Source organism: Microbacterium sp. GCS4, from assembly GCF_001262495.1.
Taxonomy (GTDB): Bacteria; Actinomycetota; Actinomycetes; order Actinomycetales; family Microbacteriaceae; genus Microbacterium.
Genome location: NZ_LGYE01000004.1, coordinates 51,660 through 73,681 on the forward strand (window position 1 = coordinate 51,660; position 22,022 = coordinate 73,681).

The 22,022-nt window shown below is 70.1% G+C and carries 22 protein-coding genes; 12 read left to right on the plus strand and 10 right to left on the minus strand.

Annotation, left to right across the window (positions count from 1 at the left end; genetic code table 11):
- Positions 1-51 precede the first annotated feature (51 nt).
- Positions 52-1,020, minus strand: a complete 969-nt coding sequence (locus AKH00_RS14210) for an alpha/beta hydrolase (protein WP_050723428.1) — start codon at positions 1,018-1,020, stop codon at positions 52-54.
- Positions 1,021-1,164: 144 nt separating this feature from the next.
- Positions 1,165-1,893 carry a ZIP family metal transporter gene (locus AKH00_RS14215; protein ID WP_235556792.1) on the minus strand — a complete coding sequence of 243 codons (729 nt, stop codon included), beginning with the start codon at positions 1,891-1,893 and terminating at the stop codon, positions 1,165-1,167.
- A 141-nt stretch (positions 1,894-2,034) separates the two neighbouring features.
- On the opposite strand from AKH00_RS14215, the gene AKH00_RS14220 reads away from it, so the two are divergent.
- Both AKH00_RS14220 and AKH00_RS14225 read left to right on the plus strand, forming a co-directional pair.
- Entirely contained in the window at positions 2,035-2,265 is a 231-nt protein-coding gene (locus AKH00_RS14220; RefSeq protein ID WP_235556793.1) for an AbrB/MazE/SpoVT family DNA-binding domain-containing protein, read from the plus strand.
- A complete protein-coding gene (locus AKH00_RS14225; RefSeq protein ID WP_050723430.1) occupies positions 2,249-2,665 on the plus strand; it encodes a PIN domain-containing protein in 417 nt (138 codons plus the stop codon). Before AKH00_RS14220 ends, AKH00_RS14225 begins: the two co-directional genes overlap by 17 nt.
- 144 nt (positions 2,666-2,809) lie before the next feature.
- Here AKH00_RS14225 and AKH00_RS14230 read toward each other — a convergent pair whose 3' ends face one another.
- A complete protein-coding gene (locus AKH00_RS14230) occupies positions 2,810-3,595 on the minus strand; it encodes a DeoR/GlpR family DNA-binding transcription regulator (protein ID WP_082297649.1) in 786 nt (261 codons plus the stop codon).
- 226 nt (positions 3,596-3,821) lie between these two features.
- Between AKH00_RS14230 and AKH00_RS14235 the strand changes: the two genes are divergently transcribed.
- From AKH00_RS14235 to AKH00_RS14250, 4 genes are read left to right on the plus strand one after another with little or no spacing between them, the layout of a single operon-like run.
- Positions 3,822-4,664: an ATP-binding cassette domain-containing protein gene (locus tag AKH00_RS14235; protein ID WP_082297677.1), complete on the plus strand. Its 843-nt coding sequence runs from the start codon at positions 3,822-3,824 to the stop codon at positions 4,662-4,664.
- Entirely contained in the window at positions 4,661-5,704 is a 1,044-nt protein-coding gene (locus tag AKH00_RS14240) for an ABC transporter permease (RefSeq protein WP_050723432.1), read from the plus strand. Before AKH00_RS14235 ends, AKH00_RS14240 begins: the two co-directional genes overlap by 4 nt.
- Positions 5,705-5,759: 55 nt before the next feature.
- Positions 5,760-6,779 carry a substrate-binding domain-containing protein gene (locus tag AKH00_RS14245; RefSeq protein WP_050723433.1) on the plus strand — a complete coding sequence of 340 codons (1,020 nt, stop codon included), beginning with the start codon at positions 5,760-5,762 and terminating at the stop codon, positions 6,777-6,779.
- Positions 6,780-6,817: 38 nt separating this feature from the next.
- Positions 6,818-8,986 (plus strand): N,N-dimethylformamidase beta subunit family domain-containing protein, encoded by a 2,169-nt coding sequence (locus AKH00_RS14250; RefSeq protein ID WP_050723434.1) that lies wholly within the window; start codon positions 6,818-6,820, stop codon positions 8,984-8,986.
- A 3-nt stretch (positions 8,987-8,989) separates the two neighbouring features.
- On the opposite strand, the gene AKH00_RS14255 is transcribed toward AKH00_RS14250, so the two are convergent.
- Together AKH00_RS14255 and AKH00_RS14260 are read right to left on the minus strand one after the other, a co-directional pair.
- The gene (locus tag AKH00_RS14255) at positions 8,990-9,781 is read right to left on the minus strand and encodes an NAD(P)H-dependent oxidoreductase (protein ID WP_050723435.1); all 792 of its coding nucleotides are present in this window, start codon (positions 9,779-9,781) and stop codon (positions 8,990-8,992) included.
- Positions 9,782-9,853: 72 nt separating this feature from the next.
- The gene (locus tag AKH00_RS14260) at positions 9,854-11,224 is read right to left on the minus strand and encodes an MFS transporter (RefSeq protein ID WP_152926210.1); all 1,371 of its coding nucleotides are present in this window, start codon (positions 11,222-11,224) and stop codon (positions 9,854-9,856) included.
- Positions 11,225-11,324: 100 nt separating this feature from the next.
- On the opposite strand from AKH00_RS14260, the gene AKH00_RS14265 reads away from it, so the two are divergent.
- The 5 genes from AKH00_RS14265 to AKH00_RS14285 all read left to right on the plus strand — a co-directional run bounded on the left by AKH00_RS14265 (position 11,325) and on the right by AKH00_RS14285 (position 16,776).
- A complete protein-coding gene (locus AKH00_RS14265; protein ID WP_050723437.1) occupies positions 11,325-11,735 on the plus strand; it encodes a winged helix-turn-helix transcriptional regulator in 411 nt (136 codons plus the stop codon).
- A 137-nt stretch (positions 11,736-11,872) separates the two neighbouring features.
- Entirely contained in the window at positions 11,873-13,306 is a 1,434-nt protein-coding gene (gene argG / locus AKH00_RS14270; protein ID WP_050723438.1) for an argininosuccinate synthase, read from the plus strand.
- Between the two features lie 160 nt (positions 13,307-13,466).
- Complete coding sequence (locus AKH00_RS14275) at positions 13,467-14,090, plus strand: TetR/AcrR family transcriptional regulator (protein WP_050723439.1); 624 nt, start codon at positions 13,467-13,469, stop codon at positions 14,088-14,090.
- Complete coding sequence (locus AKH00_RS14280; RefSeq protein ID WP_200903868.1) at positions 14,087-14,944, plus strand: hypothetical protein; 858 nt, start codon at positions 14,087-14,089, stop codon at positions 14,942-14,944. The genes AKH00_RS14275 and AKH00_RS14280 overlap by 4 nt, the downstream gene beginning before the upstream one ends.
- The gene (locus tag AKH00_RS14285) at positions 14,941-16,776 is read left to right on the plus strand and encodes a YhgE/Pip family protein (RefSeq protein ID WP_050723440.1); all 1,836 of its coding nucleotides are present in this window, start codon (positions 14,941-14,943) and stop codon (positions 16,774-16,776) included. Before AKH00_RS14280 ends, AKH00_RS14285 begins: the two co-directional genes overlap by 4 nt.
- Before the next feature lie 19 nt (positions 16,777-16,795).
- On the opposite strand, the gene AKH00_RS14290 is transcribed toward AKH00_RS14285, so the two are convergent.
- The gene (locus tag AKH00_RS14290; protein WP_082297650.1) at positions 16,796-18,118 is read right to left on the minus strand and encodes an MFS transporter; all 1,323 of its coding nucleotides are present in this window, start codon (positions 18,116-18,118) and stop codon (positions 16,796-16,798) included.
- 80 nt (positions 18,119-18,198) lie between these two features.
- On the opposite strand from AKH00_RS14290, the gene AKH00_RS14295 reads away from it, so the two are divergent.
- Positions 18,199-18,960 (plus strand): alpha/beta fold hydrolase, encoded by a 762-nt coding sequence (locus tag AKH00_RS14295; RefSeq protein WP_050723441.1) that lies wholly within the window; start codon positions 18,199-18,201, stop codon positions 18,958-18,960.
- Between the two features lie 18 nt (positions 18,961-18,978).
- Here AKH00_RS14295 and mnhG read toward each other — a convergent pair whose 3' ends face one another.
- From mnhG to AKH00_RS14315, 4 genes are read right to left on the minus strand one after another with little or no spacing between them, the layout of a single operon-like run.
- Positions 18,979-19,368, minus strand: coding sequence for a monovalent cation/H(+) antiporter subunit G (gene mnhG, locus AKH00_RS14300; RefSeq protein ID WP_050723442.1), 390 nt, complete (start codon positions 19,366-19,368; stop codon positions 18,979-18,981).
- A complete protein-coding gene (locus tag AKH00_RS14305; protein WP_050723443.1) occupies positions 19,365-19,634 on the minus strand; it encodes a monovalent cation/H+ antiporter complex subunit F in 270 nt (89 codons plus the stop codon). The genes mnhG and AKH00_RS14305 overlap by 4 nt, the downstream gene beginning before the upstream one ends.
- Positions 19,631-20,209: a Na+/H+ antiporter subunit E gene (locus AKH00_RS14310; RefSeq protein WP_050723444.1), complete on the minus strand. Its 579-nt coding sequence runs from the start codon at positions 20,207-20,209 to the stop codon at positions 19,631-19,633. The genes AKH00_RS14305 and AKH00_RS14310 overlap by 4 nt, the downstream gene beginning before the upstream one ends.
- Positions 20,206-21,759, minus strand: coding sequence for a Na+/H+ antiporter subunit D (locus tag AKH00_RS14315; protein WP_050723445.1), 1,554 nt, complete (start codon positions 21,757-21,759; stop codon positions 20,206-20,208). The genes AKH00_RS14310 and AKH00_RS14315 overlap by 4 nt, the downstream gene beginning before the upstream one ends.
- Positions 21,760-22,022: the final 263 nt, after the last annotated feature.

The following is a 22,022-nucleotide window of genomic DNA, read 5'->3' on the forward strand; positions in this document are numbered from 1 at the left end:
GGCTTCCACACTAGGGGGTCGAGCTCCCGACCCCCTAGTGCGCGGAGGTTGCTATCCGAGCAGACGGTTCACCCAGTCGTCGCGGGCCGCGAGCATCGCCTGCGCCACGGCGGCATGGGGTGCGAACATGTCGAAGCCGTGGAACCCGCCCGCCCAGACGTGGAGCTCGGCCTGCACCCCGGCCTCCCACAGCCGCGAGGCGTAGGCGACGTCCTCGTCGCGGAACACCTCGGCGCTGCCGCAGTCGATGAACGCGGGAGGGAGTCCCGTCAGGTCGGTGGCCCGCGCGGGGGCGGCGTAGATCGACACCTCGTCCGTGCCCTTGCGGTCGCCGAGCAGTGCGGTCCATCCGGTGATGTTGGAGCCGCGGTCCCACACGCCGACACCGTCGATCTGGTGCGTCGAGACGCTCTCGTCGCGGTCGTCGAGCATCGGGTAGATGAGCAGCTGCCCGACGAGCGCCGGTCCGCGGCGGTCCCGGGCGAGCAGGGCGGTGCCGGCGGCCAGCCCGCCGCCCGCGCTGCCCCCGCCGATCAGCAGACGGGTCGTGTCGATGCCGAGATCGTCGGCGTGCTCGGCCGTCCAGCGCAGGGCGGCGTAGCAGTCCTCGACGGGATAGGGATCGGGGAACTCGGGTGCGAGACGGTACTCGACCGTGACGATGACGCCGTTGAAGCGCTCGGCCCAGTCGAGGAATCCGACCACGCCCAGCCAGCGGTTGCCGATGATCATGCCACCGCCGTGCGTGTGGAAGAACCCGGGCCCGGTGCCGGTGCGGCCGTCCCTGTGGATCACGGTCACGACGATCTCGTCGCCGTCATGACCGGGGATCGTCTCGTCGCGCCACACGAAGCCGCGGTCGGTGAGCACCTGACGCACCTCGTCGTCGCCGGCGATCGGCGTCTGCCGCAGCAGCGGGATCATCTCGGCGGTGAGCGTCGAGGGCAACTGGTCCCCGACGAGCGCGAGGGCCGCCTCCAGCTCGGGATCGAAGGGTGGGCGGGTGAGCGTGTCGGTCATGGGAACTCCTTCGTTCACAGTGTCCATCGTCGCGCGGGTGCGACGTCGTGCCCAGCATCCCGCCGTCCGACTCGGCCGGGAACCCGCCGGATGCGGCCGATCCCCGGCGCGCGCACCGCCGGATGTCGGGTCCGACGGGGCGGCTCAGGTCGCGAGCGCGAGGCCCGCGGCGAGCGCGAAGCCGAGCACGGTCGCGAGCCCGGTCGACTCTTTCGCCTTCGATTGCGCTTCGGGCACCATCGAGTCGACCAGCATCACGAGCAGCGCGCCCGCCGCGAAGCCGCTCGCCGCCGCGCGGAAGCTGTCGTCGGTCACGGTCGCGAGGCCGAAGCCGGCGACGGTCGCCGCCGCGCACACCACGGTCACCCCGGCCCACAGCAGCAGCACGCGCGAGCGCGCCATGCCGCCCTGCAGCAGATCGGCGGCCGAGCCGATCGACTCGGGCAGGTTGGACACCAGGATCGCTACGACGAGCGCGACGCTCACCGGCTCGCCGGATGCCAGACCGATGCCGAGCACGAGCTGCTCGGGGATGCCGTCGAGCAGCGCTCCTACCGCGAGCTGACCCCCTCCTGCCGGGCCCTTCGTCTTCGCGGCCCGGGCGTCGAGGATACGGTCGGCGACGTAATAGCTCAGCGCTCCGAGCGCGACGCCCACGACGAGCGGGATGGGACCCGCGAGCGCGAGCCCCTCCTCCCACAGCTCGAACGCGATCGACGCCATGAGCGCACCGGCGCCGAACCCGAGGACGATGCCGAGCCACCGGGGCGGCCAGGTGCGCAGGAGTGCGAGCACGGCTCCCACGAACAGCGGCGCGGCCGCGACCGCTCCCCACAGCACCGCCTGACCCATGTGCACCTCCGTCCCGCTCACTCTGCCACCGCTCGTGAGGGAAAGCCCAGAGGCTCGGTCGTCGCGTCGGCGAGTTGCGGGCGGGCACGCCATGTCGACGGCATCCGCTCCCCGTTCTCTCGTCCCCGCTATGACGTGCCAGTCGAATGGTAACGTGATGGCATGCACGCAACCATGGACAAGGCAGGACGGATCGTGATCCCCGCCAGCATCCGAGAGAGACTCGGAATGCTGCCGGGTCCGGTCGATCTGATCATCGACGGCACCGGGGTGCGCATCGAGGTCGAGGCTCCCGACAACGTCGTAGAGAAGGACGGACGCCTCGTGATCACAGGCGGTCCGGCCCTCACTCCCGACGAGATCCGCGAGCTGCGCCTTGCCGATCAGCGCTGACCTCCTGCTCGACACCAGTGCCGCTATCGCGCTGCTGCACGAGCAGAACCCGCTGCACGACAGCGTGAGCGACACGTGCCGGGGTCGCTCCCTCGGCCTCGCCGGACACGCGATGGTCGAGACGTACTCGGTGCTGACCCGACTCCCGGGTGCGGCCCGCGTCACTCCCCGAGGTGCCGAGCGTCTCATCGCCGCCGCGTTCCCGGCGTCGTCGGCACTCCCTCCTCGGGAAGCGCTGCGCGCCGTGCAGACGCTCTCCGCAGCCGGCATCGCGGGCGGAGCCGTCTACGACGGCCTCGTCGCCCTCGCCGCGAAGTCCGCGGGCATCCCGCTGCTCACGTGCGACCAGCGTGCGGCGCACACCTACGCGGCACTGCAGGTCGGCGTCGTTCTGCTCTGAGTCCTGCCCCGCACGACCCCGGTCCGCCTCACACCGAGAGACGGGCCGCGTCATAACCGGTGCGCGGCGCGGCGATGAAGAGCTCGGCGGCCTCCCGGGGCGACTCACTTCGCACGACTGCCGAGGTCACCGCCAGGCGCGACGTCACGGCGTCGGCTCCACCCGCACGACGGATACAGACGGGGGCAATGCGGCGAGCACCTCGTTCTGCTCGTCCGCGTCGGTGACGAGGGTGCTGACCACGTCGAGGCCCGCGACTCGCGACATCAGCACCCGACCGAGCTTGGAGTGATCCGCGAGCAGGAGCACCCGATCCGCGCGCTCGAGCGCCAGCCGCTTCCCTGCGCTCTCATCCGGGTCGTAATCCGTGAGCCCCCGGGTGGGATGCACGCCGCTGATCCCCATCACGTAGGTGTCGACGTTGAAGTGGCGGAGGTCGTCGGACATCGTGGACGTCGTCGTGAGCATCTCGGAGGACTTCACGCGCCCCCCGAGCATGAAGATCTCGATGTGCGGCTCCTCGGCGAGCTCTGCGGCTATCAGCAGACTGCGAGTCAGCACGGTGAGCCTGCGCCCGGAGCCGCGAAGGGCATGCGCCGCCGCGAGGGCGGTGCTGCCGCCGTCGATGAAGACGACCTCGTCGTCGGAGAGGAGGTCGGCGACGGCGCGCCCGATGTGCGACTTGGACTCGTATGCCGCGGTCGACCTCGTCGACAGGGCGGGTTCGCGGCTCTTGGCGTCGAGGAGCAGTGCCCGACCACCGACGAGCCTTCGGACGACGCCGTCCTCCTCGAGTGCGCCGAGATCACGACGGATCGTCATCTCCGAGACGCCGAAGTGCAGGGCCAGGCTCTGGATGTCGACCTCGGCGCGGTCGCCCATCAGACTCTCGATCTCCGCACGCCTGCGCTGGGGAGTCGTTGCGCTCATCCGCACCTCCTAGACGAACGATCACTGTCGGTTCGCGACCCGTCGAGACGGGAATCTATCACAGCATGTTTCCGATATGTAACAGATTCACAATCCAGAGCCGGAGTCTTGTCAATTTCCTGTGACTTCATTACATTGCCCTGATAACGGTTCACACCCCACTGTGAAACGGAATGACACCGACGTCCTGACGATCGCGGGCGAACGTCAGAAAGGAAGCATCCCGATGAACTCCGATCTCCGCGGCTCCGGAAGGCTGGTCGACACGGCATCCGTCCCGCTCGACACGGCCCTCAGCACCCGCGGCATCCGCGTCTCCTACGGCCACGTCCACGCGCTCCGCGGGGCCGACTTCGACTGCAGAGCGGGAGAGGTCACGGCCCTCATCGGCGACAACGGCGCCGGCAAGTCCACGCTCGTCAAGGTGCTGTCCGGAGCGCTGACCGCCGACGCGGGCGAGGTCTTCGTCGGCGGTGAACCGTTCCGCGCCAACGGCCCGACCGACGCCCAGGCCGCGGGCATCGAGACCGTGTGGCAGGACCTCGCGCTCGCCCCCGACATGGGCCCGGTGGCGAACATGTTCCTCGGTCGGGAGACCCGACGGAAGGGCCTGCTCGGCGCCCTCGGCTTCCTCGACAACCGATCCATGGCCGCTGTCGCGCAGCGCGAGTTCGCGCAGCTCGGTGTCACCGCCGACCCGCGCCGAGGCTCGGTCAGCGACATGTCGGGCGGGCAGCGCCAGGGCGTCGCGGTCGCACGTGCCGTGAGCTGGGCGCGCACCGTCGTGATCCTCGACGAGCCCACGGCGGCCTTGGGCGTCGTGCAGACGAAGGGCGTGCTCGACATGGTGCGCCGAGTCGCCGACCGCGGGCTCGCCGTCGTGCTCATCAGCCACAACATGTCCGACGTGCTCAGCGTCGCCGACCGCGTCGAGGTGCTGCGCCTCGGTCAGCGGGTCGCGAGCTACACCCGCCAGGAGGCGAGCCTCGAACTCCTGGTGTCCACCATGACCGGAGGGACGGCGCCGTCGACCTCCACGGACCGCACCGATATCGGAGGAGACCGATGACCTCGCTCGACACCCTGGGAGCTCCCGTCCCCACCCCCGAAGCTCCGACCTGGCGCGACCGCGTGGAGCGTGCCTGGCAGCATCCGCTGTTCGTCGTCACCTGCGCGCTGATCCTGCTGATCGTCGTCTTCGCGATCGTCAACGGCCAGCCCTTCCTCAGCGCCGCGAATGTGCGCAACATGTTCCTCGCGGGCTCGATCATGCTCGTGCTCGCCGTCGGGGTGACCTACGTCATCATCACCGCCGGCTTCGACCTGTCGGTGGGCTCCGTCCTCGTGTTCTCGGGGGTCGTGAGCATGATCGTCATGCAGCGCGTCGGCGGGGACGGATGGACAACGGCGCTCCTCGGGCTCGGCGTCGCTATCGCGAGCGGCCTGCTCCTCGGCTGGATCAACGGCCTTCTCGTCGCCTACGCCGACCTCAACCCCATCATCGTCACGCTCGGCATGTTCGGCGCCGCGCTCGGCCTCGCCCAGGTGTTCACCGGCGGACAGGACCTCAGCGGCATGCCGACGGCTATGTCGCAGTTCGGCGTCGGACGCCTGCTCGGCATCCCGTGGGTGGTGCTCGTCGCCGCGATCGTGGCGATCATCGCCGCCATCGCGCTGCAGGCGACGGCATTCGGCCGACACACCTACGCGATCGGCTCGAACAAGGAGGCCGCCGTTCGCGCCGGCATCCCGGTCAAACGGCATCTCGCCGTCATCTACGGCCTTTCGGGACTCCTCGCCGGGCTCGCCGGCTGGCTGTCGCTCTCGGTGTACGGCACGACCAACATCTCCGGCCACTCCCTCGACGCCCTCACCGCCGCGACCGCTGCGATCCTCGGCGGGGCCAGCCTTTTCGGCGGCGTCGGGACCATCGCGGGCACCGCCCTCGGCAACGCCATCCCGGTCGTGCTCGCCAGCGGGCTCGTGATCGCCGGTCTGCAGAGCTTCTGGCAGCAGGTCGTGACCGGTGCCGTGCTCGTCGGCGCCCTCTACCTCGACCGGCTCCGCCGGCTGCGCAGTCTCCGCAGATCCAGCTCGGCTTCGAGCTGACGTCCTCTCACTTCACCTCCACCCTGCACACCCTCATCCACACACAGGAGTACCCATGAACGCTCGATCCGTCCGTCCGCGTCGCCGAATCCTCCTCGCGCTCGCCGCCACCACTCTGCTGGTGGGTCCGCTCGCTGCCTGTTCCGCCGATGACGGCGGAGCAGCGGGAGGCGGAGAGGGCGATGCCGTGACCGGCGCCACGATCGCCATCGCCGGCCCGCAGTCCGGTGACCCGTATTACGTGCAGGTCGCGTGCGGCGCCCAGGCCGCGGGCACGAAGCTCGGCATGGATGTCGGCGAGCTGCAGGCTCCGCAGAACCAGAACCAGGCGCAGCTGACCACGATCGTGCAGAACGTGCTGACCAGCGCACCGGACGCGCTCATCTACACGCCCGCGGACCCGGTGGCTGGCGGCATCCCGATCCAGACCGCGCGCGAAGACGGGGTGACGGTGATCGACGTCGACGCACAGCTCGACGACGACGCGCTGTATGACTCGTTCGTCGCATCGAACCACTACGAGGGCGCGAAGGAGATCACCGCCTACCTCGCCGAGCTCATCGGAGGCGAGGGCCAGATCGCCGCGATCGGCTCTCTCGCCACCAACCCCATCACCCAGGCCCGCATCAAGGGCTTCGAGGATGCGCTGAAGGACTACCCGGACATCGAGGTGGTATCGATCTCCTACCCCGAGATCTCGGCGGACGTGATCCAGGCGAACGCCGCCTCCACGCTCGTGAAGTACCCCGATCTCAAGGCGATCTATACGACGAACTTCCTCAATTCGACGGGAGCCGCGGTGGCTCTCCGCAACGCCGGCGTGGTCGGCGACGTCAAGATGGTCAGCTGGGATGCCGGTGCCGCCAACGTCGAGCTGCTGCAGGAGGGCGTGCTGCAGGCGACGGTCGCGCAGCAGCCCTACGCCATGGGCGAGCTCGCGATCGAGCAGATCGCCAAGAAGCTGAAGGGCGAGGAGGTCGACCAGACGGTCGACGCCCCGGTCGAGATCCTCACGAGCGAGGACGTCGACAGCCCCGAGGGCCAGAAGCTCTGGTACAAGACCGAGTGCGACTGACCCCTCCCTGACCGGCCCCTTCCCGAAGGATTGCAGACATGACGCTCACCGGATACCTGAACACTCTCTCCGCCGAACCGGGGGAGGTCGTCGACCTGATGGTCAGCGCCACGGCATCCGCGGTGGAGGTCGATCTGGTGCGGCTGCGTCACGGCGACGAGAACCCTCAGGGGCCGGGCCGACGGATCCTGCCGGTGCCGTCGTTCGAAGCGCGGTCGATCTCCGGCGGCGAGCGCGATGTGCACCTCGGGTCGTGCGTCGTGGTGCCGGAGATCGGCGCGCAACCGCTCGGGGGGCTCGTCATCTCCTTGACGATGCAGCCGACGCTGCCGGATGCCGGTCGTGAGCAGGGCGTCGTGTCCCTGCTCACGACCGACGGCTCCGTCGCCGTCTCCGTCGTCGTCGATGCGAACGGGACGCTGAGCCTGCGCGGTGCCGACGGCGAGGCTGCGGAGATCACGGTGCCGTGGCGCGCGGGCAGCTGGTACCGGCTCCGCGTCGAGGTCTCCCACGACCTCCATGCGGTGCTCCGGTGCACCGAGCTCCGCGACCGCCGCGAGACCTGGACCGGGGCGACGCCCCCGGCGGTGCTCCCGGATGCTGTCGCCGCGGCGGTCGTGATCGCCGCCGCCGCCTGTCCGCGCAGTGCTGCCCAGTGGGCGCCCGACCGCGTCTTCAACGGGAAGATCGAGAACCCGCGGATCGAACGCGTGGATGCTTCGGGCGGGCGCTCGACCGTCGCCGATTGGCGGTTCGAGCGGCGGATCGACAGCGCGGAGGCCGCCGACGCCTCCGGTCAGGAACGCCACGGCATCGTGATCAACGCCCCGCTGCGGGCCGCGACGGGATCGACCTGGCGGCACCAGGAGATCGACTTCACCAAGGTGCCCGATCAGTACGGCGCGATCCACTTCCACGACGACGACCTCGACGACGCGGCGTGGCCGCCCAGCCTGAGCTTCGCGGTGCCGGACGATCTCGAGTCCGGCGTGTACGCGGTCGAGCTCCGCGCGGACGGCGTCGTCGACCACGTCCCGTTCGCGGTGCGTCCCCGCGCGGGAGGGCCGCACGCGCGCATCGCCGTGCTGCTGCCGACCTTCACCTACGTCGCCTATGCGAACGAGCGCATGGTGACGCGCCTCGACTTCGAGGGCGACCAGATGAGCGATCATCCGATCCACCCAGGGCACCGCGACCTCGAGCTCGCCGAGCATCCGGAGTGGGGCCTGAGCATGTACGACCTGCACTCCGACGGCAGCACCTGCTGCTATTCGACGCACCTGCGACCTATCCCCAACCTCCGACCCGACTACCGCGCCTGGCTGCAGGACGCACCGCGCCACCTGAGCGCCGACCTGTACCTCGTGAACTGGCTCATGGAGAAGGGACGCGCGTTCGACGTCGTCACCGATCATGACCTGCACCGGGACGGCGCGGCCTTGCTCGACGGCTACGACGTCGTCATCACGGGCAGCCACCCCGAGTACGTGAGCGCGCGGATGCTCGATGCGCTCGACGCGCACGCCGACCGGGGCGGATCGCTCATGTACCTCGGCGGCAACGGGTTCTACTGGGTCACCAGCCAGGATGCGGACCGACCCCACCTGCTCGAGATCCGCCGCGGCGCCGTGGGGACGCGGCCGTCCGAGACCCCTCCGGGGCAGGGCTTCCACAGCACCACGGGCGAACCCGGAGGGCTGTGGCGGCTGCGGGGCCGCTGGCCCAACGCCCTCACCGGCGTCGGGATGACGGCGCAGGGGTGGGATTCGAAGGCTCCGGGGTACCGGCGGTCCGCGGATCTCCCGCGCGATCTGGAGTTCGTGTTCGCGGGCGTCACGGACGAGGTGATCGGGGACTTCGGCCTCATCATGGACGGTTCGTCGGGCGACGAGATCGACCGCTTCGACCCCGACCGGGGCAGTCCGGCGGAGACCGTCGTGCTCGCTTCGTCGACGGGTCACAGCGACTTCTACCTGCTCGCCGGCGAGGACGTGATGGCCTCACGCGCGGGACTCGGCGGGTCGGAGAGCGCGGACGTCCGGTCGGACATGACCTGGCTCGAACGAGCTGGAGGCGGAGCCGTCTTCAGCGTGGGCTCGATCTGCTTCACCGGAGCGCTGTCCCACGACGGTTATCGGAACAACGTCTCGACCGTGATCGGCAACGTGCTGGACGAGATGCTCGGTCGCGGCAGCCGGGATCGCTGACGCTCAGTCGCGCACGAGCCGATGGATGCCGAGGTCGGTGCGCCCCGGCAGCAGATCCGCCCGCAGCGCACGCGTGCCCCGATAGTCGCCGTCGCGCAGGCGGCGGTACGGGCTGCTCGGGGCTTCCGTGTCGATCCCGGCGAGACGCTCGAGCAGACGTGCGCTCTCCGCTTCGATCGCCTCGGCGGAGAGCCCGTCGGCGTCGTGCACGACGTGCAGGTCGAGCGGCTCGATCCCCGTGTACCAGAGCGTGCCGTGCGTCAGCGGGAACAGCAGCGAGTCGATGTCTCCGCTGATGCCGCGGCTGCCGATCGACCGATCGTCCTCCCCTGCGGTCACGATCACGAGCGCACGGCGACCGGCGAGGAGACCCTCCCCGTAGCGCAGCGGCAGGCCGGTCTCAGGGTCCGTCGGGCCGTAGGCGAAACCGTTCGTGAGGACGCGGTCGAACCACCCCTTGAGGATCGCCGGCGGCCCGTACCACCAGAGCGGGAACTGCAGCACGAGGAGGTCGGCGGCGGCGAGTTTGCGCTGCTCCTCGACCACGTCGGCGGGGACGTCCCCTGCGGCGTACGCCTCGCCCATCAGGTCGACGAGGTTGCCTTCGCGTCCGTGCGGCTGCCCGAAGTCGGAGGGGCCGAGCACGGGATCGAAGCCCTGCGCGTACAGATCGGTGACCTCGACGTCGTGGTCCCTCGACAGCGCATCGACGCCGTCGCGGAACAGGCGCGCGTTGAACGAGCTCCCCTGAGGGTGGGCGTGGACCCAGTGGACGGTGGTGCGGGAGTGCGACATGGAGTCTCCTTGCTTCGGGGTCTCGATGCGAGCGGGGTGGGCGTGCGGGCGTCAGTGAACGGGAGGCTGACGTCAGGGGGCGTCGGCGACGGCATCCGCTGCTGAGCGGCGCCAGAGCGGCAGCAGCGCGGCGGCGACCACGGCGACCGCCGCGACGATGAGAGCCACCGCGAACCCGCCCGCGCCGACGACGGTCGCGATGGTGCCGAGAAGGGCGATGCCGAGTCCTCCACCCAGCGCGAACGACACCTCCTGGATCGCTCCGACCTGACCGGCGTCGTCTTCTGTCGTGACGTCGAACAAGGTCGTCGCCGCGAGCGTCGCAGCCACCCCGAACCCGGCTCCGACGAGCACGAGCGGGAACGCCACGAGGTCGGCGCCGAGCGCGAGCCAGGCGAGTCCGACGCCCTGCATCACGAGCGCGAGCACGGTCAGCGCGGGCGAGGTCAGCCAGCGCAGGAACAGCGGAGCGATCACGCCGCCGAGCGCGATCGCCACGGCCTGCGGCAGGATCGCGATGCCCGCCTCCGCCGGCGTGAACCCGCGCAGGTCCTGCAGGTGCAGGCTCACGAGCAGGACGGATGCCGAGGACACGCCGCTCGCCGCCACGATGCGCACGACCGCCGGGCTGAATCCCGCGACGCCGAAGAGCCGCATGTCGATGAGGGGATCGCGCAGCCGGCGCTGTCGGCGGATGAAGTACACGAGCGTCAGGACGGCGACCACTCCGGCGACCGCCGCAGGAACGGGTGCTGCCAGCACCTCGTGCAGCGCGAAGACCAGCGCTCCCAGGGCGACGATCGACGACACGATGCTGAGCACGTCCCAGGATGCCGGGCGCGAACTGCGGGAGTCGGGCACCAGCCAGATCGCGAGCACGCCGGCGAGAACCGCGAGCGGGACGCTGCCGAGGAGCAGCCACCGCCATCCCGGCCCCTCGGTGACGAGCCCGCCCAGCACGGGACCGAGCGCGCTGCCGGTGCCGAACGTCGCGGTCCAGAGGCCGTAGGCGAGCACGCGCTGACGCGCCTGATAGTGCGCGCCGATCGTCGCGACGACACCGGCCACGACGAACGCCTCGGCCACGCCGAGCAGCGCCCGCACCACGATGAGCAGCAGTCCGTCCTGCGCGAGGCCTCCGATGAGGTTGAGCGCCGCGAAGCCGGCGAGGCCGAGTAGGACGATGCGCTTGCGGCCGAACGCGTCGCCGATGCGTGCGGCGAGGATCAGGGTGGCTGCGAGCGAGAGCGCATACACGTCGACGAGCCACAGGGCCCCGCTGTCGGAGAGCGTGAGATCGCCGCGGATGGCGGGCAGCGCGGTGGACACGCTGCTGATCGCGAGAGCACCGATCAGGATGCCGAGGAGCAGCGGGACCATGGCGAGCCACGGATGCCGCGAGGGGCGTGGTCGGGCCGGAGCGACGGGCACGGGGGAGGTCACGGACTCAGTCTCGTGCGCTGAGTACCCCGCGGACAAGTACGGTCATTGTTGTTACATACTGGCATTCTGGATACTATGGGCGAGACGAGGGGTGGTTGCGATGAGGGAGAAGACGGCGCGCATCATCCGCGAGTGGGGCGATGCCTGCGATGCGGAGATCTCGATCGCGGTGATCGGCGGAGCCTGGAAGCCCAGCATCCTCAGCCTGCTCGACGATCACGAGGTGCTGCGCTTCGGAGAACTCAGCCGACTGCTCGACGAGCCCACCGCCCGCGTGCTCACCCGTCAGCTGCGGGAGCTCGAAGACGACGGACTGCTGATCCGCACGGTGTATCGACAGGTGCCACCCAAGGTCGAGTACCGGCTGAGCGACCTCGGCCGCGGCGCGATGCCTCTGGTCGAGGCTCTGACCGCGTGGGGCGGCGGCTACGCCGCGCACCAGCGTCGCACGCTGGCCACGTCGGAGGCGGAGGCGGCGGCGGTCTCGGCGCAGGAGATGACGCCGGCGTAGGAGGATGCCGGACGAAACGTCCTCCCCTCGCGTTCTCGCCTCCCTCCGCGCGACCCAGCCAGTGGTGACCCAGCCAGTGGTGACCCAGGGCGGACCGCGTCCGAAACAGGCGACACGCCGCCGATAGACTGGAAGGCATGTCCAAGGTCCTCCAGTCCCTGCCCGTCGGCGAGCGCGTCGGCATCGCCTTCTCCGGAGGACTCGACACCTCCGTCGCCGTCGCGTGGATGCGCGACAAGGGCGCCGTGCCTTTCACCTACACGGGCGACCTGGGGCAGTACGACGAGGACGACATCGAGTCGATCCCGGGCCGCGCGCTCGAGTACGGCGCCGAGGCCTCGCGTCTGATCGACTGCAAGACCGCCCTGGTCGAGGAGGGCTTCGTGGCCCTCGCGTGCGGCGCGTTCCACATCCGCTCCGGCGGCAAGACCTACTTCAACACCACTCCCCTCGGCCGCGCCGTCACCGGCACGCTGCTCGTGCGCGCCATGAAGGAGGACGGCGTCGACATCTGGGGCGACGGCTCCACCTACAAGGGCAACGACATCGAGCGGTTCTACCGCTACGGTCTGCTCGCCAACCCGCGCCTGCGCGTCTATAAGCCCTGGCTCGACGCCGACTTCGTCACCGAGCTCGGCGGTCGCAAGGAGATGAGCGAGTGGCTCGTCGCCCACGACTTCCCCTACCGCGACTCCGTCGAGAAGGCGTACTCGACCGACGCGAACATCTGGGGCGCGACGCACGAGGCGAAGACCCTCGAGCACCTCGACGTCTCGCTCGAGACCGTCGACCCGATCATGGGCGTGAAGTTCTGGGACCCGTCCGTCGCGATCGAATCCGAGGACGTCACGGTCACGTTCGAGGCCGGCCGCCCCGTCGCCATCAACGGCACCTCGTACACCGACCCCGTGGCTCTCGTCATGGAGGCGAACACGATCGGCGGACGCCACGGCCTCGGCATGAGCGACCAGATCGAGAACCGCATCATCGAGGCCAAGTCGCGCGGCATCTACGAGGCCCCCGCCATGGCGCTGCTCTTCATCGCCTACGAGCGCCTCGTCAACGGCATCCTCAACGAGGACACCCTCGCCACCTACCACGAGCAGGGTCGCCGCCTCGGCCGCCTGATGTACGAGGGGCGCTGGCTCGAGCCGCAGTCGCTCATGCTGCGCGAGTCCATCCAGCGCTGGGTCGGCTCCACGATCTCCGGTTCCGTCACGATCCGCCTTCGTCGCGGCGACGACTGGACCATCCTCGACACGACCTCGCCGAACCTGTCGTACGGTCCCGAGAAGCTGTCGATGGAGCGCGTCGGCGACGCCGCCTTCGGACCGGTCGACCGCATCGGCCAGCTCACGATGCGCAACCTCGACATCGCCGACTCGCGCGCCCGCCTCGAGCAGTACGCCGGCCTCGGTCTCGTCGGCGGCGCGACCGGCGAGCTCGTCGGCCGCGTCACGGCGGGCGAGTCCTCGGAGATCACCGGAGCGGTCGAGGACGTCGACGAGAAGTTCGCGGACGCCGTCGACACGGCTTCCGAGGGCGCGGCGTTCGATTCCGGCACGGACTGACCCGATCGCACGAAGGGGGCGGATGCTGCGGCATCCGCCCCCTTCGTCGTGCGGCGCTCGCGTTCTCGTCCGCCGACAGGAAACCGCCACCGATCGTCGATATCCTGTGAGTTGTCCGATTATCTTGCACAGCATTGTGCAGGATAGCTATCCTGAAGACATGACCACCCGTGCACCCCGCCGCGATTCGGTCGAGAACCGCGCCGGCATCCTCGACGCCGCCCGCGCGACCCTGGCCCTCGACCCCCGCGCGTCGATCGACGTCATCGCGCGCAGCGCCGGACTGTCCCGCCGCACTCTCTACGGGCACTTCGACGACCGCGACGCCCTGATCCGCGAACTCATCTCCACGGGAGCGCAGCGTTTCAACACGATCGCCGCCTCCGTCACCGACGCCGACCCGCGCGTGGCGCTCGCGCGCCTCGCCGCCCGACTCTGGCACGAGGCCGCACACGTGCAGTTCGCCGCGGCCCTCGCCCTCGACGACGCCCACGTCGCCCACACCGCCGACGCCCTCGCGCCCCTGCGCCGCACCGTCGCCGACCTCACGCGCCGCGGCCAGGAGAGCGGCGACTTCCGCACCGACATCCCCGCTCCGACCCTCGCGCGCCTGATCGAGGAGGTCGCGCGCACCGTGGTCTCCCGCACCGACGCCGGCAGCACCGGCGCGGCCGACCTCGCCGTGCGCACTCTGCTCAGCATCGCCGGCCTGTCCTGGCGCGAAGCCGACGAGCTGCTCGCCGCGCACCCCGAGATCGTCGCCTCCGAGGAGGACCCCTCATGAAGATCACCCTGCACGACGTGAGCAAGGGCCGCGGCGGCCAGGCGCTCCCCGCCACGAGCCTCGAGTTCCACACCGGCGCCGTGCGCTTCGCCCTCGCAGAGACCGAGCAGCGTCCCACGGTCCTCGGACTGATCGCGAGCGGCCGGATGCGTCCCGAGACGGGTCGGGTGACGATCGACGGCTCCGCCGACAACCGGATGCTGCGCCGCACCGTCGCGCTCGTCGACGCTCCCGACGTGAGCGACCCCCACCCGGACATCGCGCTCGCGGGCGTGGTCGGCGAGGAGCTCATGTTCGCCGGACTCGGCGCCACACCGATCCACGCCCGGCGGTGGTTGAACCAGCTCGGATTCGGCGAACTGGCCGGTGCACCGATCGGCACGGTCGACCCCGCCGCCCGCGTGCGCATCCTGTGCGAGCTCGCGGTGCTCCGCGAGGGCACGCGAGGCATCGTGCTCGTGGCACCCGACCGGCACGGTGGCAGCCCCGACGGCTGGTGGCGCATCGCGATGGAGTTCGCCGACCGCGGCTACGCCATGCTCGTGATCGTCGGCGGATCCGCCGCCGTCGCACTGGAGCGGATGCACGAGTTCGACGCCGTGAACGCCTCCGGTCCCGTGGAGCCGCTGGCGCTCGGTGACGCCGAGGACGCCACCGCTCCCCGGTCGTCGAGCGAGGACGACGACGTCGACCGAGACGACACGCGTCCCCCGGCGCACGACGCCGAAGCTCCGGTATCCGGACTCCCAGAGCACACGGCGCGTTTCGTCTCGCCTTCGGCTCGCTCAACGACCGGTCGGGAGGACGACGCCGAACCCGCGGTAGACGAGACTGAAGAGGAGGATGCACGATGAAGGTCCCCGCCATGATCGCCGCCGAACTGCGGCGTCTCACCGCGAGCCGCATGGGCGTGATCGCCCTGATCGCCCTCGTGTGTGTGCCGATCCTCTACGGCGGCCTGTACCTCTGGGCGAACCAGGACCCGTACGCGAAGTTCCCCGAGGTGCCGGTGGCGCTGGTCGTCGACGACCAGGGCGCCCCCGAGCCGACCACCGGCACGGATGCCGCAACCGGCGAGACCGTGAACTACGGCGAGGACGTCGCCGAGAACCTCATCGACGGCAACGCCTTCGACTGGCAGCGGATGACCGCCGACGAGGCCGCGGAAGCCCTCCGCACGGGCACCGTCGACTTCACGGTGACGATCCCCGCGGACTTCTCCGCGGCCCTGACCTCCGCCGCGGGCGACGATCCGCATCAGGCGCGCATCGACCTCGAGACCAACGATGCGAACAACTACCTCGCGTCGTCCATGGGAACCCAGGCCGTGGAGAAGATCCGCAGCTCGGTCGCCGAGATGGTCGGCAGCCAGGCCGCGGAACGCCTCCTCACGGGACTCAGCGACGTGCGCGACAACCTCGTCACGGCCGTGGACGGCGCGACGCAGCTCGCCGACGGCGCGACCACCGCCGCGTCGGGCAGTGCGACGCTCGCCGACGGCACCTCCCAGCTCGCAGCGGGCACCTCGCAGCTCGCCGCCGGCGCGAGCACCCTCGCCTCCGGAGCGCAGCAGGTGAGCGACGGCAATCGACAGCTCGCCGATGTCGCCGATCGCGCGGGCGCCGCCGTCCAGCAGGCGACCAACGCCCTGCCGCAGGTGCGCACCGACATCGCGACGCTGCTCGCCGACCGCGGCCTCACGCAGGACGAGATCGACCAGGTGCTCACGACGCTCGACCCGCTCGCGACCCGACTGCAGGAGGGGAACACGACCGTGCAGACGGCCGTGGGCAAGGTCGACCAGCTCGCCGACGGTGCGGCCGCCGTGGCCTCCGGAGCCGCGCAGCTGTCGAGTGGGGCTGCCACGGTCGCGACGGGCGCCGCTGCCGCGAACGACGGCGCTGCGCAGCTGCGCGACGGACTGGGCACGCTCGCGAACGGCACCGCCGAGCTGCGCGACGGCCTCGCCGATGGTGTCGCGCAGATCCCGGTATCCACCCCCGAGCTGCGCACGCAGCAGGCCGATACGATCGCCGATCCCGTGAAGGTGTCGAGCGACAAGGTCGCGTCGGCCGAGGACTACGGCGCGGGTCTCGCTCCGTTCTTCGCCGCGCTGTCGGCGTGGATCGGCATCTACGCCCTGTTCCTCATCGTCAAGCCGATCTCGCGTCGCGCGGTCACCGCGCTGCACTCCCCGATCCGCGTGACGCTCGCGGGGTGGTTGACGCCCGCGGCGCTCGGCGGAGTGCAGATGCTCGGCCTCATGGGCATTCTCGCGATCACCCTCGGCTTCACGTTCGACAACCCGATCGGCACCCTGGGCGTGCTGATCGCGGCGTCGGCGACGTTCGCGGCGATCATCCTCGCCCTGAACGTGTGGCTCGGCTCGGTCGGACAGTTCCTCGGCCTGGTGCTCATGGTGCTGCAGCTCGTCACCGCCGGGGGCACGTTCCCGTGGCAGACGCTGCCCGCGCCTCTCGCGGCCCTGCACCACGTGCTGCCGCTCGGGTACGTGGTCGACGCCATGAGGCAGCTCATGTACGGGGGCGACCTCGCCCGCGCTGGATGGGACCTCGCGGTGCTGGGCCTGTGGCTCGTCGGCGCGCTCGTGTTCGCCGCGATCGGCGTCACGCGCATGACGCATCGCCGGACGCTGCGCGACCTGCAGCCCAGCCTCATCGGCTGAGCGGGGAGGATGCGGTGGCTCAGGCCGCCGTGCGGACGGATGCCGCGGCGCGGCGCGCGATCATCCAGATGCCGACCGCCGCCGCCAGGAAGATCGCGGCGAGCATCCCCCAGCCCGCGAGCCCGTAGGTGATCGCGGTCGCGTTGACGACGATCGGCGACGCGAGCGCCCCGAGCGAGAAGCCCATGCCGAAGACGCCCTGGTATGCGCCGGCGCGCACGGGGTCGGCCAGCTCGAAGCTCAGACCCCACGCACCCGCCTGCGACAGGATCTCCGCGAAGGTGTGCGCTACCATCGCGACCACGAGCACGATGATCGCCACCCACGCCGGCAGCCCCGCGGCGAGCGCGTAGACCAGGCACGCGCCGACCATCAACCATCCGGCGATCATGGTGACCCGGCCCGCGACCCGCAGATCGTGCGTGCCCCGGGACGCCCGCACCTGGAACAGGACCACGAGCGTCGTGTTCACGATCAGCAGCGCCGATACCACCACCTCGGGGGCCTCGGTGTACTCGGTGATCCACAGCGGCACGCCGAACTCCGCCACGCCGAACTGCATGCCGAACACGGCCGAGAGCCCGCTCAACAGCAGGTACCGGGGGTCGCGCCACGGGGAGCGGCGGTTCCAGTCGCGGCGGGATGCGGATGCGGCATCCGTGTCGATCGACCCGGTCTCGGTGCGCACGTCATGGATCGACGCACGGCTGGGGGCGTCGACCGACGAGGTCAGCCGGAGGAGGGGCAGCGACCCCAGAGCGCACAGGAGACCGCCGCTCGCGATGACGATCCGGTACGCCTCGGGGGTGCCCAGCGCCAGCGCGATCGCGCCGAAACCCGACCCGGCCGCGATCGAGACGTTCGTCACGGTGCGCAGCACCGCGCGCGCATGCACCCGACGCTCGGGCACGAAGCCGCGGGCGATGATCGCCGACCGCGACGAGTGCCCCATCGAGTCGAGGAACCCGCTGAGGCTCGCGAGGACCAGCGCCGACACGAAGTCCCCCGCGAACGCGTAGGCCGCGAGCATCACACCGCCGAGCGCCTCGAACGCGAACGCGAGACGCCGCGCACTCCAGCGGTCGGACAGCCACCCGCCGAGCAGCGAGCCGAGAACACCGCACCCACTCGAGATCGCGAGCACGACAGCGGCCTGAGCGCCCGAGAGCCCGATGATCTGCGTGAAGAACAGCACCGTCACGGCGAAGAACACGCCGCGACCGATGCGCGACACCGCCGTCGCCGCAACCAGGGCGCGCAGCACAGGATCGTCGAGAGCGGCCGCGAGCCGTGCGCGCACTCCGGTTCTGGTCGGGGTGGATACGGGGTCGTGCGAGGTCACCCTCCATCCTCACATGCCGCGGCACGCTCCCTCATCACGGCCGATTGGTCGCGCACCGCGCGCTGGATTAGCGTGGTGAGGTGGCATCCTCCTACCTCGCCCCGAAGGGCACCCCGGTCACGCTCCTCGAGTTCGAGCACGCCGGGGCCACCCTGATCTCCGAGACGTTCGGCGAGGGCGCGCACACGTTCCTGCTGCTGCACGGCATCGGCATGGGGCGCAGCGTCTACCTCGACGTCGTGCAGCGGCTGCGTGGACGCGTGATCGCGGTCGACCTCCCCGGCTTCGGAGAGGCGCCCGAGCCGAAGCGCACCCTCACGATGGAACGTCACGCCGACCTCGTCGCCGCCTACCTGCGTCACGTGGGCGAGGGACCCGTCGTCGTGATCGGCCACTCCATGGGCAGCCAGATCGCCGCAGAGCTCGCCGCACGGCATCCGGCGCTCGTCGAGGGCGTGGTGCTCGCCGGGCCGACCGTGAACAAGGCGGCCCGGAACATCGCCGCTCAAGCCAGCTACCTGCTGACCGATCTCGTCGGCGAGCGCCCGCTGGTGATCTGGCGCGGAGCGCGCGAGTACCTCCGCGGCGGACCGCACCTGTTCCGGAAGATGCGTGCGACGATCGCGCACGCCCCGGAGAAGGCGTTCCGCCGCATCGACGCCCCCGTGCTCGTGCTGCGCGGGGAGAGCGATCCGCTTGCGCCGATGAGCTGGTGCCAGGAGATCATCGACGAGATCCCCGGCGCCGATCTGCAGGTGATCCCCGACCACGGCCACGGCACGCTGATCAGCGATTCCGAGCCGGCGGCCGAGCTGATCCAGAGGTTCACCGACGGCCTCTGAGCGGTCAGCCTCGGGCGGTCAGCCGGCAGCGGGCGGAGTCTGCTTCGACTCGGCCAGCTCGTCGACCACGAGGCTGCGCTCGTCGGTCGTGCCGTTGCGGTACGCCTGCCGCCCGACCATGTGCGCGGAGAGGGGAGCCGTCGCGAACTGCATCAGCACGATCGGGGCGACGAGCAGCAGCCCGACCAGGATGCCGCCGACCGTACCCATCGACACCGCGATCGCGAGACAGATCAGCACGAGTCCGAGGACCTGCGGCTTCGTCGCCGCATGCAGACGCGAGGGCACATCGCGGAAGCGCAGGATGCCGATGGCCGCCGACAGGCAGAGCAGGGCGCCGAGCAGGATGAGGACGAGCACGGTCGTGTCGACGACCGCGTCCGGCAGAGCGAGTTCGAACACGTTCATGGCGTCGTGTTGTCCCTTCTCGCGACGAAGCGGGCCACCGCGATCGAACCGAACACGCCGATCGCGGCGATGATGAGCATCACGGGGATCGTCCGCGTGTGCCCGTTGATCGCCATCTCGGCGCCGAGCACGCACAGCACCTCGGTCAGCAGCACGTCGGAGGCCACCGCGCGGTCGAGGATCGACGGACCGCGCACGATGCGGATGATCGTGAGGATCGCGGCGACCCCGAACACCACCATGATCACCAGAAGCAGGAGGTTCATCGGACACCGCCCTTCGCCGCGCGCTCGTCCGCCTTGAGGGCACGGTACTGCGACGGAGCGCCGAGCGCACGCACGATCCGCCGCTCCCAGCGCAGCACCCCCTGGCGCTGCTTCTCGACGTCCTCCATCGAGTGCACGCCGATCACGTGGAGATACAGGACCTGCCGGTCGCGGTCGGCCTCGACGATGAGCGAGCCCGGGATCAGCGACGACACGACCGAGACGTGGGTCATCATGAGATCGTCCGCGTAGCGCAGCGGCACCGCGATGATCGCCGTGCCCGGGAGACGCCGGAAGTCGTACACCTGCAGCGTGACCGCGATCGCGCCGCGCACCATCGCCCACAGGAACTGCACGACGAAGACCGCGGCGTACCAGACGTTCACGCGGCCGGAGAGCTCGACCGTCGGCAGCCGGAACACACGCGTCACGAACACCGCGACGACGAGCCCCGTGAGGAACGCCAGCACCGTGAACTGGCTCCACAGCAGCATCCACAGCACGACGAGCCACGCGAGGAACGGCAGCTGCACGCCGAGGTCGCGCCAGAGATGACGACCGGTGTCGGGGCTCATCCGTCCACCTCGCCTTCCAGCTGCACGAGGTTGACGGGTTCGAGGAGAACTTCGCCGATGCGGTCGCACAGCGCGTAGAGCGGACCCGCGAACACGGTCAGCGCGACCGTGACCCCGACCATGCCCGCCGTCGCGACGGTCATGATCCTGGGGATGCGGCGACGCTCCTGCTGCTCGTCCGCGGCCGGTGCGTTGCCGAGGTAGGAGATGCGTCCCTCGGTCTCGGTGGAGTCCTCCTCCTCACGCCAGAACGCGAGGTTCCAGGCCCGCATCAGCGCGTACAGCGTCAGCAGAGAGGTGACGATGCCGCCGACGATCAGCACGATCATGAGCGGTGTCCCCACCGAGGCCGCGGCCTCGAACAGCGCGAACTTGCCGATGAAGCCCGAGAACGGGGGGAGCCCGCCCAGGTTGATCGCGGGGATGAAGTACAGCACCGCGATCACCGGGGCCACCTTGAGCAGACCCTTCACCCGCAGTATCGACGTGCTGCCCGCCCGGCGCTCGACGAGTCCGACCGCGAGGAACAGCGTCGTCTGCACGATGATGTGGTGCACGATGTAGTACACCGTCGCGCCGATGGCCGCGGGGGTCGCGATCGCCAGGCCGAAGATCATGTACCCGACGTGGCTGACGAGAGTGAACGACAGGATGCGTTTGAGCTCGGCCTGCGCGACCGCACCCAGCACGCCGACGATCATGGTCGCGAGGGCGATGATGAGCAGCAGGGTGTCGATGCTGTTGTCCGCGAACAGTTGCGTCTCGGTGCGGATCAGCGCATACACGCCGACCTTCGTCAGCAATCCGGCGAACACCGCGGTGACCGGCGCCGGAGCCGTCGGGTAGGAGTCGGGCAGCCAGAACGACACGGGGAAGATGGCCGCCTTGATCCCGAAGGCCACCACGAGCATGAGGTGCAGCACCAGCTGCGTCTCCTGCGGCAGCTCGGTCATCCGCTCGGCGATCTGGGCCATGTTCACGGTGCCGAGGGCGCCGTAGATCATCGCGATCGACGCGAGGAAGAGGATCGACGACACGAGCGAGACGACGATGTAGACCGCGCCCGTGCGGATGCGCGACTCGGTGCTGCCGAGCGTGATGAGCACATACGACGCGACGAGCAGGATCTCGAAGCCGACGTAGAGGTTGAAGAGGTCGCCCGCGATGAAGGCGTTGAAGATGCCGGCCGCGAGGATCAGATACGAGGGATTGAAGATCGAGATCGGTGTCTCGTCGGCACCGTCGGCGACGCCCTGGCCGATCGAGAAGAGGAGGACGGCGACCAGCACGATGCTCGACACCAGCACCAGGAGCGCGGCGAGCCGGTCGACGTACAGCACGATGCCGAAGGGCACGGGCCAGCCGCCCACCGAGACCGCCAGAGGGGCCCCGGCGTCCACCACGACGAGCAGCACGGCCGCGATGACCGACACCGCCGCGAGCGTCGCAACCGTGACGAACACCTGCAGGCGCGCGTTGCGGCCGAACACGAGCGTGATGGCGGCGCCGAGCAGCGGGAGACCGACGAGCAGGGGGACGAGTGCGCTCATGAGCGGCCCTCCCCGGGGTTGTCGTCGGTGTGTTCGGGTGCGCTGTCGTCGGATGCCGTGTCGGATGCCGTGTCGCGTGCGGCGTCCGCCGCGTCGGTCTCGTGCGCGTCCGAGGCGTGGGCGTCGACATCCGTGCGGAAGTCCTCGCCGTCCGCTGCCGGGTCGTCGTCGGGTTCGTCGGGGGGCGCCGACTCGTGAGCGAGCATCGAGGCCGCGGCATCCGCATCCGTCGGCTCTGCATCGGCGCCATCGGCATCGGCCGT